The organism is Bacillus sp. OV322 (genome assembly GCF_900112495.1).
Classification (GTDB): Bacteria; Bacillota; Bacilli; order Bacillales; family DSM-1321; genus Peribacillus.
Genome location: NZ_FOMA01000001.1, coordinates 166,785 through 180,566, shown reverse-complemented (window position 1 = coordinate 180,566; position 13,782 = coordinate 166,785). Strand labels below are relative to the sequence as shown.

Genomic DNA, 13,782 nt, shown 5'->3' with positions numbered 1-13,782 from the left:
TTGTCATTTCGCCTTTTTACAACATGTGGTACGATTAGGGTACATATTAATTAAGGAGGCGATCGGCAGTGAGCGATTGCATTTTTTGCAGGATTGTACAAGGGGATATTCCAAGCACAAAGGTATTTGAAAATGAACATGTGCTGGCTTTTCTAGATATTAGCCAGGTAACCAAGGGCCATACCCTTGTTATTCCAAAAATACATAAAGAAAACATTTATGAATTGACACCAGAGATTGCAAGCCGCCTATTCGAATCAGTTCCTCAAATCGCAAAAGCCATTAATCAGGAACTGAAGCCAATTGGTTTAAATGTGCTTAATAATAACGGTGAAGCTGCCGGCCAATCTGTTTTTCACTATCATATGCATTTAATTCCCCGCTACGGTGAAGGGGATGGTTTTGGAGCTGTCTGGAAAACACATACCAGCGAATACACAAGTGAAGATCTTAATGACATCGCTTCGTCCATAGCACAGCATATATCACTATAATAAATTTTCTTCCGCAAAGTCTTTTTTAAGGCTTTGCGTTTTTTATCTAAATTTTTATACTATTCCGCCTATTTTTCTGTTAGGATTATACAATAGTTCTTTAGCACATTACAGTATAGGAGGAAATATGATGAAACGAGCGCTGAATTTTAATGCCGGTCCTGCTGCTTTGCCCGAAGAAGTGCTTACTAAAGCACAGTCAGAATGGTTAAACATCCGCAATTCAGGCATGTCTGTCATGGAGCTTAGCCATCGCAGTTCCATTTTTGAAGACATCCACAACTCTGCCATACATTCATTAAAAGAAATCCTTCAGATTCCTTCCAATTATGAAGTTTTATTTTTGCAGGGCGGAGCAAGCCTTCAATTTTCAATGGTTCCGATGAACCTCAATGCCCCTGATAAATTTGCTGATTATGTAATTACCGGGTCATGGTCCGAAAAGGCGCTGAAGGAGGCCCAAAAAGTAGGAAAAACCCGGATTGCCGGTTCAGGGAAGAAAGATAATTATACACATATCCCCAAGCCTGATGAAATATTGGTCAGCAATGATGCATCTTACCTCCATATTACAAGCAATAATACGATTTACGGAACACAATGGCGTGAGTATCCTGATACAAAGCATGTGCCGCTGGCTGCGGATATGTCCAGCGATATACTGAGTAAAGAAATTGAGGTAGATAAATTTGGACTGATATATGCAGGTGCACAAAAAAACCTTGGACCTTCGGGAGTGACCGCTGTCATTATCAGAAAAGATTTAATTCATGAATCAAGCCATATTCCTTCAATGCTTTCCTATTATATTCATGCAAAAAATAATTCACTGTATAATACTCCTCCTACATTCGCCATTTACCTTCTTTCACTTGTGCTTGAATGGGTTAAAGACAAAGGCGGATTAAAGAAAATAGAAGCAATAAATACTAAAAAGGCCAATCTCATCTACAAGGCCATTGATGAAAGTGATGGATTTTATAAAGGTCATGCCAGGAGCGGCAGCAGGTCAAATATGAATATAACCTTCACTCTCCCCGAAGAAGATGCAGAAAAACAATTTCTAAAGCAAGCAGCCGAAGCAGGATTTACAGGATTAAACGGCCATCGCTCCATTGGAGGCTGCCGGGCTTCCATCTACAATGCGGTTCCTTATTCGCACTGCGAGCAATTATTCGATTTTATGAAGGCTTTTAAGAACACCTATAAAAAATGCTGCACCCGATAAGAGCTCTACTACATTTTCAAAAGATATAACTTCAAAAAAAAGCAATCACATGATATACTGTTTTAAAGTTCTTGCAGCAGGCAATCAGTGCACTGCTGAAGAATCAGAAAATTAGCTGAGATGAGAATAGGAGAGATGAGAAATGAATATTAGAACTTTGGTTTCCCTTGCCCTTTTTGTCGGAATTGGTGCTGCACTTCATGTCATCATCCCCGGTTTTTTCCTGGGAATGAAGCCTGACATGATGCTTACAATGTCCTTTTTGGCCATCATCCTTTTTCCTGAAAAGAAAAATGTCTTTTTAGTGGCTTTGGCGGGCGGAATTATATCTGGATTGACTTCTACATTCCCCGGGGGCTTTATCCCGAACGTTATTGATAAATTTGTCACTTGTTTTGTCTTTTATTTCATGTTTATTGCAGCAAGGAAGTTTTCTTTTACAGCAGTAAACGCAGGAATTTTGACAGCCATTGGTACATTAGTTTCCGGAACTGTATTTTTAGGATCAGCATATTTAATCGTTGGACTGCCAGGTGCTTTTGTAAGCTTATTCGCTGCTGTTGTACTTCCTGCAGTACTTCTTAATACAGTCGCTATGGTCATTATTTATCCGATTGTCAGCGGACTTATAAAGAAAAGCAGCCTCCCTGCCAATGTTTAAATAAATGCATAAAAAAACCCCGCCGAAGAGGAATCCGGCGGTTTTTTTTATGCATGCTGATTATCCGGCATTCAATTCTCACTTATGAGATCTCAAGCCGTTTCCCTTTTTTTAGTGGAACATATATCCTATCAGGCCAAGCAGCAGGAATATGCAGCCAAGCACGCCAAGCATTTCAGCTCTTTTTTTCAGCATATTTTTGGGCGGATACATGCCTGGTTTCCTGGCAGCTGCCAGAAAATAAAGCATACCAGCAAGACTTAGCGTACATAATATAAAAAAAATGCTCATAGCTCTCCCCATGCTCACTCCCCCTGTCTCCGCATTTTAGCTTGTATTACTATATTCAGCACACTCCTTTATTATGAAAGGCTCTTTTTTCTTAAAGATGGTTTTGGTTTTTATTTAAGCCGGTTGATTGGAGTGAAAGATGCGGAGACTCCTGCGGGATCAGCGTGTCAGATGAGACCCCGCAGGCGAAGCCGAGGAGACTCAGCGCACGCCCCGCGGAAAGCGAAGCATCCTGCAGCGGAAATCCCCCCTTGTTCAGGCAGCAGCAAAGTCTTAGATAGGAGGTAGTTTGTCTATCCAAGTTATTTTTATATACTTTAATTATTGTAATTAACGTTTAAGAAATTATTTTTGTGATATAAAGTTAATATAGAATTACACTTCCCTGTATAAGAAAATTATGGTAAATTAAGAAAAACACTCAAGTTTATTAAAAACTTTTTTAATTACCAATTAATGTTTTCATTTATAGAAGGGATTTGTCTTTTTTCATCGAAATCAATTAGATAAGAAAAAACGAGGTGATATACAATGAAGGCTAAATCATTATTGTTCGGATTTGTGACAGGAACTATTGTCGCAGGTACTGCTGTAATCCTGACAACTCCTGCTTCAGGAAAAGAAGTCCGCGGAAAAATCAGTGCAGGCAAGGAAGAGATTTCATTGTCAATCCAAGAGCTTAAAGCACGGATCATGGATATAAAAAATGAAACCGTAAACGCTTCTAAAGTAAGCAAAGAGTCCATCAAAGCATTCATTGAAGATGTTAAGCTGCTGATCCAAGGATGGAAAGAGGAAATTGAACCTCATAAAGAAGAGCTGACAAAAGGCATCCAGGAAATAGAATCTTCTATTCAGGAATTAGAGGAAACCGCTGGCACTCCTGCAAAATAAGAAAAAACCGGAGCAGCAGGCCTATGCCTGTTTTTCCTGCTCCGGTTCTTTTACTTCGTGAAGCTGCATTTCCATTTTTCAAAGTAAAAACCGGTATTTTCAGTAAAACAGAGCTAAAAAAACTGAAAATTTCTAAAAATTTAGCAAATTTTATCTTTATTAATTTTTACTTTATTGTCATAATAAATATAGAGAATTCTTATAAGTAGGTGAGTAAGGACATGCAGGATAAAAATTATTCTATGAAAGAAGCGCTAATTTTCAGTCAAAGGATTGCACAGCTCAGCAAAGCACTATGGAAATCAATCGAAAAAGATTGGCAGCAATGGATCAAACCCTTTGACTTAAATATCAATGAACATCATATATTATGGATTGCTTATCATTTGAACGGCGCATCCATTTCTGATGTTGCAAAATTCGGTGTTATGCATGTATCTACAGCTTTTAATTTTTCAAAAAAATTAGAAGAACGCGGTTTGCTGGAGTTTTCAAAAAAGGAACATGATAAGCGAAACACCTACATCAAGATCACCGAAAAGGGTGAAACCATTCTTTTGGAATTGATGGAAACCTATGATCCCGGCAACAATGCAGCTTTTACAGGGGCACTCCCCCTCCGTGACTTGTATGGGAAATTTCCTGATATGATTGAAATGATGGCCGTAATCAAAAATATTTATGGTGAGGATTTCATTGGTATTTTTGAACGCTCATTTGCCAATATTGACAATCAGTTTACAGAAGAAGAAGGTAAAATTCAAAAAAAGAAGAGTGAAGCAGAAAAAGAACCTGTTTAAGGATCATTGACTCTTGGATAATGCAGACATCAATGATATGAACTCTCCTTGAGTCATACATGCTTCCATAAATTCCTTAAGTGATAGCTTCGGATTCAGCTCCCTTTTTAATTGGCCAAGAAGCGGTTGAAAATTCATATATCCTTCCGCTTTTTCTATTTGATATCGCTTGTTCAGTTCTTCACAAATTTGTTTTACTCTTTTTGCTTCAGCTAGAGTAATATTTTTCTCTACATAAAGGAAATCCAGACTGGCTTTAGGATTTTTTATGATATTCAGCAGCAGCTGGTTATGATATTTTAATGTCTCTATTTCTTTTTCAAGATTTCCCATATGTTTTCCTCCGGATACAAATACGCTTAACTGATTTTTCCTATGTATACTTACAGTTTCATTTTATATGAGCTGCTAAAGCAGCTTATCCGGGCATTTTTACCCCCGGCTTCAGACCCTCTCACCTTATTATATCTTGTTTGAATACTATTACACTATTTACCTTTCTTAAATCCTAAAAAAATGCTCCACCTGCAGCTCATTTTCCAATAGGCTGCCCTTTTCATTTAAACTGCTTTTTACCCTTTAAGGGATAAACCCTTTGCCGGGTTTCATGCAAAACAGTACATTGTCCCAGTTTTATTACGCAAAAATCTGTATGGAGTTATTTTCTCCTCATATCAAAAGCTCCAGCCAGGTGCGTGCTGCTGAAGTTTTTAGGCTATCTTTTTTGCGGGGAATTTGGTATCGTTATTATACATGAATGTTTGCAAGGAGGGATTCAGGAGTGATTGTTTTATGGTTTATTCTCTTCTCCGCCGTAATATTATACAATATCAACAAAATGACCAATTCTCTATGTCTTCAAAAAGAAATTCCTGAAGACCGCCAGCCTAAAGTATTCAGGACTATCAATATATTAATTACCATATTGCTTTTATCGTCTTATATTGAAATATCCTTTACTTAATCTGCCGCACAAATTTACAAATGTATACATCCGGTAACTTTTTCATACATAATCCTTTCTAAGTTCTCCCGAATTTAATGAAAATTTGGCTGTTCGTATACAACTATAAAAGGTGAAGCCCAATAAGGCTTCACCTTTATTATTTGTTTAAGCTCTTATTATAGGCAAGAACATCCGATGATGATTAAAAGGATGAAAAGGACTACAATTAAAGCAAAACCTCCGCCGTATCCTCCGGACATTGTGTTTCCTCCTTTCCAATAAAAGAAGTGAACAGGCTATACACCGCATAATACCGTTTTCTTACCAGGCAATCTGTGCAGGCAAGCCGGCATTCCTGGAAAGCATTTACTATGCGATTACCATATCCTATTCAGCATTTGGCTGAAAAGAGTGGGCTATTGACTTGCACTGTAAAAAATGCTTGCACTTGATTTTTTCGCCCGTCAAATCAAAACCAAATGTAAAACAGCTGCCTAAAAACCCCCATTGTGGTACCCCTTTTATTCCCACGGCTTATCATATGTAGGCAGTAATTAATTGACTAGATATTTGCCTATTTTCAATAAATTCAATGGGGAAAAACCATATTATTTTTTGTAATGAAACCAATTTATGTTATAGTAGGATTTGTGGATTTACAAAGCAGCCACGAATTTATTAACAGGAGTTGTTTTTTATGAGGAAATTGGTATTATCCCTTGCGGTAACAGCCGGCCTTCTTGGACTAACTGCTTGCAGCAGCGGAGGCGACTCTGAAGCCGTTGTTAAAACCAAGGCTGGAGATATCTCAAAAGAAGATCTTTACAATACTTTGAAAGACAGATATGGAAACCAAGTTCTTCAGGAATTAGTTTATGAAAAAGTCCTTTCAAAAAAATATAAAGTTTCTGATTCTGAGGTTAATGCCAAGCTTAAAGAACTTAAAGATCAAATGGGTGATAATTTCGCAGCCGCACTTGCACAATCCGGCTATAAAAGCGAAGCTGATTTGAAGCGTTCAATGAAAATTGGCATGCTTCAAGAAAAAGCTGCAGCTGAAGATGTAAAGGTTACTGATAAAGAAGTAAAAGCATCCTATGACAAGCTTAAGCCGCAGGTTCACGCAAGACACATTTTACTTAAAGATGAAAAAACAGCAAAAGAAATTAAACAAAAGCTCGATAAAGGCGAAAAGTTCGAAGACCTTGCCAAGAAATACTCACAAGACCCAGGCTCTGCTTCCAAAGGTGGAGATTTAGGATGGTTTGGTGCAGGACAAATGGTTCCTGAATTCGAAAATGCTACGTATGCATTGAAAAAAGGTGAAATTTCCGGACCTGTTAAATCACAAAATGGATATCACATTATCCAGCTCCTAGATAAAAAGGCAAAGAAACCATATAAAGATATGAAGAAAAAGCTTGAGTATGATTTAAAAGTTTCAAAACTTGACCAAGCTCAAGTACAAAAGAAAATCAATAAAGAAATTAAGGCTTCTGATGTTGAGATTAAGGATAAAGATCTCAAGGATGCCCTTAAACAGCCTGAAGCTGCACCAGCTGCAGGACAATAATCCTGGTACTTTCCAGGACTGCGATAACATAAAAAACATCCCGGCAATTACGCCGGGATGTTTTTTATGCTCCTTGCTGTATATCATCGTCTTTTTTCTTTTCTTTCTCGAGCTTCATCCTGTCTATATATTTCTGGCCTTCTTTTTCAATCCAATCATTTTCCAGTTTCCTGTCCTGCTTTGCCGTATAAACAGCCATAATTGCACTTACAATAATTCCCGCAAATATAATCCATATCCAAAATGGCATATTCTTTCTCCTTTCGGGAAGCTGTCCCATTAATCTTAATAGAGAATATGCCTCCCCGGACAAGTTTATGCATGCTGAAATCTTAAATAAAGACTCTTTTCTTAAAGGTTGTTGTTATTTAATAAGTTTTCGAGGCAAATCTTTTGTTAAAGCAGGTTGATTGGAGCGAAAGGTGCGGAGACTCCTGCGGGATCAGCGTGACAGATGAGACCCCGCAGACGCAAGTCAAGGAGGCTCAGCGCACGCCCCGCGGAAAGCGAAGCATCCTGCAGCGGAAATCAACCCCTTGTTCCATAGCAACAAAGTTTACGAAAACAGCCTAAATTAACAAGCAATAAGCAGATTTATATATTTTCAGGGACTGCTTCAGTAAGAAGGTTTATAAAAGGAACGGTTTTCCAGGGCAAATACCCTTTCCGTAAATTCACCGGGTTTCACCTTCTCGAGCGCCCTGTCCATCATATTGATTTTAGCATCGATATTATCTATATAATGCAATACCTCTGCTTCGCGGACAAGGGGAGGTTTCGGGCTGCCCCATTCCGCCTTACCATGATGTGAAAGCACCATATGTTTAAGTATCATAATTTCCTCTGTATCAATGCCAAGTTCATCGGCTGCCTTCCCCAGTTCATTGACCATGATAGTAATATGGCCCAGCAAATTGCCTTCCACCGTATATGCTGTCGATACCGGGCCGGAAAGTTCAATGACTTTGCCAAGGTCATGAAGAATAACACCTGCATACAGTAAGTCTTTATCAAGTTTAGGATAAAGTCCAGCGATTGCTTTAGCTAAGTCCAGCATTGAGACGACATGGAATGCTAAACCGGACATAAATTCATGGTGATTTTTAGTGGCAGCAGGATACGTGAGGAATTCATTTTGAAATTTCTTCAGCAAGTGCCTTGTGATGCGCTGAATATTAGGATTGGTCATTTCAAATATATATTTAGTTATTTTATCCATCATTTCTTCCTGGCTAAGCGGTGCAGTTTGGATCAAATCAGAAGTTTTAATCCCATCCAGATCTGTAGTTAACCGGATATTGCGGATTTTCAATTGGCTTCTTCCGCGATAATTTTGAATATCGCCTTGTATCTTAACAGCTCTTTCCGCAGAGTAGTTTCTTTCATCATCCTCAGAAACATCCCACAGCTTTGCTTCTATTTCCCCTGTTTTATCGGTAAGGATAAGCGTCAGGAAAGGTTTGCCGTTGCTAGCAACAGCCTTTGTGCTTGTTTTTATATACATATATGTATCTATCGATTCACCAATGCCGTAGTGTATAATTCCGTTTTGCATGTAAAGGTACCTCCGTAGGATTAAGTATAAATATTATATCATACAGAGCTTTATAAAACCTTTCTCAGATGATTGATTTCTCCCTGATGCAAAAAATGGGTTCAACCCGTAATTCAGCCGCTGAAAAGTTCATTATATGTACTATAATAAAGCCTCAGAAGAAGACATAGCTCCATCTTCTATTATTAAATCAAGACTGTATTCGCAAACCTTTGCTGCTATGAAATATGGCTGCCAGGTGTTCGCTTTCTGCGGGCGGACGGTGAGCCTCTAATCCCCGAGGAGCCTAAACCTTAGCCCCAATTAACCTGATTTAACAACGGGATCTTACAGACACTCCTTAAAATAAGAAAAGAACCTGAATCAAAGATGTGTGCTTACAAAAGAAAAAACCCGCAAAAGGATTTCTGCAGGCGCCGGCTGAATCAGCTGACAAGCGGTCTTTTTCTGCAATGGAAAAGAGACTCTTCCCTGATCTTCAAAAATAATTCTCGAGAAGTGAAAGGAATCAGCTTCTCAGCAATATTCCATGCGTTCACTTCAATTTTGTATAAGATATCCAGATTCCCCGTTAAGGCTAATTCTTCACTTAAATGCGGGAGAGTCTTATCCAAGGCATGGCCAAGTTCGTGTGAACAAACAATTAAGGAATATTCCTGCAGCCTATCCAGTGAACCCAGTGCTCTTTTACACTGAATTTGGATATCTCGCTGAAATAGAGTAATACTATGAGTTTCCATTGAGTATTTTCCTCCCACACAGCGCTTATCGGGAAATTCTTTTTCTATAATCAGGTTTAATGTTGGATCGTGCTGGGTAATAAAATAATATAGATTCAATACGTTCACTCTCTTTACAACAAAATAGTCAATCTCTATATAATATGATTATTGGCAATTTTTTAAAACTTGATTCTAAGATTAATCTTTAAATTATTCTAGTAAAACAGTTTATTCTTTAAGTTCTGTTTTGTATATAGTTCAAAATACTCACTGAAAGCCAAAAAGAAGCCGGAACAAGGATACAGCTTGCTCCGGCTTCTTTTTGTTAATTTACTGCTTTTTCTTTTGTTAAAGTAATTATATCAATGTTTTCAAATTCCTTAAGCAGATGGTCATGGCATGTGAAGAAGATAATTTGCCGCTCAGCTGAAATTTTCCTGAGCAGCTTCACCATGGACCGCGTTCTCCTCGCATCAAGATTAACAAAGCTGTCATCTATAATAAGGGGAAAAGGATCTTCTCTAAATATATACTCCGCCAGGGCGAGCCTAAGGGAAATATACACTCCTTCGGCCGTGCCCCGGCTTACCTCTTCTGCCTTAAACAACACGCCATCATATCTTCTTAACAGCAGATTGTCTCCTTTTTCATTCATAATGAGCTTGACATAAGAACCTTCTGTCAGAATTTCCAGGAATCCTCCTGCCGTCAGCAGCACTTTAGGAAGCCGCTCTCTTTTAAAGCTTTCAATGGTTCCATCAAGCATCCTCTTTGCCAGTGCGTATTTAGCCCAGACTCTTGCCTCTTCTCTGAATGCTTCCTTTTCTTCGTGAAAGCTATGAAGCAACTGTTCATATGTTCCTCCTTCCTCAAGCACTCTGATGCTATGCTTAATATCTGAAAGAGTTTCCAGGAGAAGAGACTGCTTCTTGAGATCTGTTTTTCTTTTTGCCTCCAATGCCTCCTGGCTGTATACACTGATGCCTTGTTCCATATATTCTTCAAGCATCTCTGAAGACACATTTGACTGCTGAAGCTGAATACATATCCATTCATGCTTTTTTCGCAATTCCGAGATTTCTTGAGCAATGCTTGCTTTTTGCCTGAATTCTTCTTCACTCTCTGCCAGTGCAGACTGCAGCAGTTTCCTTATTTCCTGTTCGAGGTAATGCTGCTTGGCGTAAAGAAGATCCAGCTCATCATTGATCTTACTGTGCTCTGTCTGAAGCTGCCTGATCAATCCCGTCCTTTCGTTATGGTCATTCAGTGCATGTTTTAACCCAATTATTGCATCCTGCCAATTTGCAGGAGTAAGCCCGCATGCATCTGCATATTCCAAAAGCCTCTTCTTCCTTGCTTCAATTTCATTCGTCATATCCGTTAGCTGACGGTGTATTGCATCTTTTTCTTCAATGGTATCCTTTAATTGTTCAATGGAATTTAATGCTTCATCTAAAGAAATCGAATCAATTTGCTGTGGAATATTCCATTGACTGACAAACCTCCCCAATTTCTCAGAAATGAGCTTCCAATCTCTTTCCCAATTTTCATATTCATTAATAATTTCATCAAATGATTTTTCCCTTTCCCTATAAGAATACTTTTCTCCTTCCAGGAGCGTTTGCAGCTCCCGCTCCTGATCAAGAAGCCGGGTGAGATGCCTTGCTTCACTTTCTGTTCCTGTGCATTTTCTTTCGAATTCCACCCTTTTCCTTTTAGCTTCTTTCAGCTGGGCTGTCAGTGCAGAAAGCTTATTGGCACTTTTGAATATCAACGGAAAAGTGCTGATCAGCACCCCAATTAATACAAAAGATATAGCAGGAAACAGTGAATCCCTGAAAAAGCAGTATAGTGCAAGGGAAATCAAAAGGATAAATGAAAAGAGGGAGACAAGGCGTGTCCTGCTTTTCTTGCTGTTAACAGCTTCTTCTTCTTCATGGTATTTATTCTGCAAATCAGCTATTTGTTCATCTAAAACTGTCTTTTGCCCTTCCAGGTAATCTTGATTCATGTTTCTGTGTTCATTTTCCAGCTCTCTTCTTTTTTCTGAAGGCATAGCTCTTTCTTTAAGTACTCTGATCCTGTCTTCTGCAGCTTCAAGCCTCTCCTTTTCTTCCTTATAACTGCTATCCAGATGTTCCTTTTGGTTTCTCAGGCGCTGTCTTTCTTTTTCTAAGGATTTAATCCGTTCTTTGGCAAAAATGCTTGTATCCAGCTGAAGAATTTCGGCTTCTTGAAGCGGCAGCGATACAGCTCTTTTCATACGCTGTACTTCCCCCTCTTTCCGTTCAAGCAGCTGCTGCATTTTATTTTGATCAATAATCAATTTTTCAAGGAGGGAGGCTGACTGAATATCAAATTCAATATGCGTCCGCTTGCTGCTCAAAAAGGGGTGGACTTCCATTGCGGCCGCTTTTTTTTGATTTTCCCCGGCTTTTTCAAGAAGTGAGGAAATGTGAGCTTTCAAAGGCATAAGCCTTCCATTAAACTGATCCAGCAGCTTCAGCCCATCGGCCGGAAACGGGGAATTCCCAAGCTCCGATAATCTGGTTTCATACAATCTCTTTTCTTTTGCGAGCGGTTTCAATCTCAGGAACTCCCCGATTTGCATCAGCTGGTTTTCTTCAGCTTTTATTTCGCTTTGCACTGCTGCGAGTTCCTGTGTACCATCTTTTTGCCTGAGTAAGAGCTGTTCATATTCAGATTGGTCTGCATCTGCCTTCTTAAGCTGTGTTTGAAGCAGCCTGAGATTTTCAAGTCTGACATTCATAAAGGGCTTTTGGCCTGATGGTTTAAATCTTGCATCCAGTTCGCCTTGGAGTCTGGCCTCTGCCTCCATCAGCTTGTCGTTCCCGATTAATCCTGCCGACAAAAGATACTTTCCGATTGTTCCTTCTGTTAGTGTATGAAGGCCTTGAAGGCCGTCCAAATTAAAAGAAAAAACGGATAAAAAGAAGTTCTTATCGATTCCCTGCAAAACGTCCCTTAGCTCTGATTCACCGCCTTGCTGGCCGTCTTCAAAGATAAGGGAAACATCTCCTGCTGCTTTTCCTTTCACACGTTCAATTCTGACTGCTCCATATTCTTTAGTTTGAAGCGTAAGCATTCCGCCATATTTCGCATGAAGCTTAGGTTCATAGCGAAGCTCATTTTGGACCCTTGTAGGAAAACCGAATAATATGCTATGGATAAATGACATTATGGTGGATTTCCCTGTTTCGTTTTCACCATAGAAAATCTGAAGCTGTTCCAAGTTTTCAAAACGGACATTTTCAAGCCTTCCATACCCATAAACATGTAATTCTTTTATCTCCAATATTTTCACACGCCCTTAAAGTCATTTAGAATACAATATTTGATGAAGAAGCCTTCTTGAATCCTCCAGCAGGCTTTGCCGTTCTTCTTTATCGGGATATTCCAGATATCGCCTTGCATGCTTATGCTTAAAAAGCTGTTCAAGGGCTTTTTCAAAATCGTCTTCATCAGGTTCTGATTTCAGGAGCTCTGCAAGAAAAGGAGAATTCAATGAAAAAGAATCCGCACGCTGTGTTTCCTTTACCTGTATGCCAGCTGTCCAGATGAATGGCTGCATATCTTCTTCGCCTTCCTGCAAGATGTCAGTCAGACCAGTCAAAATTTCATCTTTTAACATGATTTCTGCCGCAGTACAGGCTGGCTCCAGCACCAAATTCAGCAGCACGTTCCTGCCAGCCGACCTTTTTTCTTCAATGTGGGCGCGGCATGACTTCAATAAACTATCAAAGTTATCATCTTCTCCTATATGAAACTTAGCAGACTCCCAGTTCAATTGAGATGTTTCAATAAAGGAATATGATCTTGCTTCGCCCTCCATCCTGATCAGGTAACAGCCCTTCTTACCCGTTTCTTTTCTGTTTCTGCCTTGCATGCTGCCTGGATATATAGCCAAGGGATTTTTTGATATCACCATCCGTTTATGAATGTGTCCAAGCGCCCAGTAATCAAAATCTTTCTCCTCAAGGTCTGTTAAACTGAATGGTGCATAGGGACTATGCCCGCTTGATCCTTCAAGATTTCCATGCAGCATTCCTATATGATAATCAGCGCCCTGGATTTTCTGGTATGTATTAACAAGTTTTTCCAGTACATGCCGTTTGGAGTAACTGCATCCATATATGGAAACGGCAGTGCCGTCTTTTGTTATATGAATTTTCATTTCCGTGCTGCCTGCAAAAACATGTACATTTTCCGGATATTCGACCTGTATCCAGGATCCTCCCAAATGATCGTGATTCCCATGGATGATATAGGCCGATATCCCAGCCTTTTTAAGCCTTTCCATCTCAGACCTGAACCGTACCTGAGTCTGTAAACTTCTATTTTCTCCATCATATAAGTCACCGGCCAGCAAAATAAATTCCGCCTCATGTCTTATCGCGGCATCGATCATTCCTTGAAACGACTGAAAAGCACTTTCTCTTACTTTTTCAAGTATAGCTGCCGGCAGCATTTTCAAGCCTGAATAAGGGCTATCCAGGTGAAGATCAGCTGCATGCAAAAATACGATCCTGCCCATGAGCATCCCTCTTTCACTGATTTCTTTTTAACCATTTTAGCATAAACAGAACATACTTTCCCG

General features: G+C 39.4%; 15 protein-coding genes. 7 read left to right on the top strand and 8 right to left on the bottom strand.

Annotation, left to right across the window (positions count from 1 at the left end):
* The first annotated feature begins 68 nt into the window (after positions 1-68).
* The 3 genes from BM126_RS00880 to BM126_RS00870 all read left to right on the top strand — a co-directional run bounded on the left by BM126_RS00880 (position 69) and on the right by BM126_RS00870 (position 2,383).
* The gene (locus BM126_RS00880; RefSeq protein WP_090987327.1) at positions 69-494 is read left to right on the top strand and encodes an HIT family protein; all 426 of its coding nucleotides are present in this window, start codon (positions 69-71) and stop codon (positions 492-494) included.
* Between the two features lie 130 nt (positions 495-624).
* Positions 625-1,722, top strand: coding sequence for a 3-phosphoserine/phosphohydroxythreonine transaminase (gene serC, locus BM126_RS00875; RefSeq protein ID WP_090987325.1), 1,098 nt, complete (start codon positions 625-627; stop codon positions 1,720-1,722).
* Positions 1,723-1,864: 142 nt separating this feature from the next.
* Positions 1,865-2,383, top strand: a complete 519-nt coding sequence (locus BM126_RS00870) for a tryptophan transporter (protein ID WP_090987323.1) — start codon at positions 1,865-1,867, stop codon at positions 2,381-2,383.
* Between the two features lie 111 nt (positions 2,384-2,494).
* On the opposite strand, the gene BM126_RS00865 is transcribed toward BM126_RS00870, so the two are convergent.
* Positions 2,495-2,686 (bottom strand): membrane protein YhzF, encoded by a 192-nt coding sequence (locus BM126_RS00865; protein WP_090987321.1) that lies wholly within the window; start codon positions 2,684-2,686, stop codon positions 2,495-2,497.
* 519 nt (positions 2,687-3,205) lie between these two features.
* Between BM126_RS00865 and BM126_RS00860 the strand changes: the two genes are divergently transcribed.
* The gene (locus tag BM126_RS00860; RefSeq protein WP_090987319.1) at positions 3,206-3,568 is read left to right on the top strand and encodes a YtxH domain-containing protein; all 363 of its coding nucleotides are present in this window, start codon (positions 3,206-3,208) and stop codon (positions 3,566-3,568) included.
* A 221-nt stretch (positions 3,569-3,789) separates the two neighbouring features.
* Positions 3,790-4,368 (top strand): HTH-type transcriptional regulator Hpr, encoded by a 579-nt coding sequence (locus BM126_RS00850; protein ID WP_071352513.1) that lies wholly within the window; start codon positions 3,790-3,792, stop codon positions 4,366-4,368.
* Between the two features lie 3 nt (positions 4,369-4,371).
* Here BM126_RS00850 and BM126_RS00845 read toward each other — a convergent pair whose 3' ends face one another.
* On the bottom strand, positions 4,372-4,701 hold the full coding sequence (locus tag BM126_RS00845; RefSeq protein WP_090987314.1) for a DUF1878 family protein: 330 nt from the start codon (positions 4,699-4,701) through the stop codon (positions 4,372-4,374).
* A gap of 451 nt (positions 4,702-5,152) precedes the next feature.
* Between BM126_RS00845 and BM126_RS00840 the strand changes: the two genes are divergently transcribed.
* Positions 5,153-5,332, top strand: coding sequence for a hypothetical protein (locus BM126_RS00840; RefSeq protein ID WP_071352540.1), 180 nt, complete (start codon positions 5,153-5,155; stop codon positions 5,330-5,332).
* Positions 5,333-5,490: 158 nt separating this feature from the next.
* Here BM126_RS00840 and BM126_RS00835 read toward each other — a convergent pair whose 3' ends face one another.
* Positions 5,491-5,574 (bottom strand): YjcZ family sporulation protein, encoded by an 84-nt coding sequence (locus BM126_RS00835; RefSeq protein ID WP_083392217.1) that lies wholly within the window; start codon positions 5,572-5,574, stop codon positions 5,491-5,493.
* Between the two features lie 437 nt (positions 5,575-6,011).
* On the opposite strand from BM126_RS00835, the gene BM126_RS00830 reads away from it, so the two are divergent.
* Complete coding sequence (locus BM126_RS00830; protein ID WP_090987312.1) at positions 6,012-6,887, top strand: peptidylprolyl isomerase; 876 nt, start codon at positions 6,012-6,014, stop codon at positions 6,885-6,887.
* A gap of 64 nt (positions 6,888-6,951) precedes the next feature.
* On the opposite strand, the gene BM126_RS00825 is transcribed toward BM126_RS00830, so the two are convergent.
* The 5 genes from BM126_RS00825 to BM126_RS00800 form a co-directional block, all read right to left on the bottom strand.
* The gene (locus BM126_RS00825) at positions 6,952-7,137 is read right to left on the bottom strand and encodes a sporulation YhaL family protein (RefSeq protein ID WP_090988348.1); all 186 of its coding nucleotides are present in this window, start codon (positions 7,135-7,137) and stop codon (positions 6,952-6,954) included.
* Positions 7,138-7,503: 366 nt separating this feature from the next.
* Positions 7,504-8,442, bottom strand: a complete 939-nt coding sequence (yhaM, locus tag BM126_RS00815) for a 3'-5' exoribonuclease YhaM (RefSeq protein WP_090987309.1) — start codon at positions 8,440-8,442, stop codon at positions 7,504-7,506.
* Between the two features lie 425 nt (positions 8,443-8,867).
* Entirely contained in the window at positions 8,868-9,182 is a 315-nt protein-coding gene (locus BM126_RS00810; RefSeq protein WP_256212934.1) for a hypothetical protein, read from the bottom strand.
* Between the two features lie 307 nt (positions 9,183-9,489).
* Positions 9,490-12,480, bottom strand: coding sequence for an AAA family ATPase (locus BM126_RS00805; RefSeq protein WP_177201261.1), 2,991 nt, complete (start codon positions 12,478-12,480; stop codon positions 9,490-9,492).
* Between the two features lie 21 nt (positions 12,481-12,501).
* A complete protein-coding gene (locus BM126_RS00800) occupies positions 12,502-13,719 on the bottom strand; it encodes a metallophosphoesterase family protein (protein WP_177201260.1) in 1,218 nt (405 codons plus the stop codon).
* Positions 13,720-13,782 lie beyond the last annotated feature (63 nt).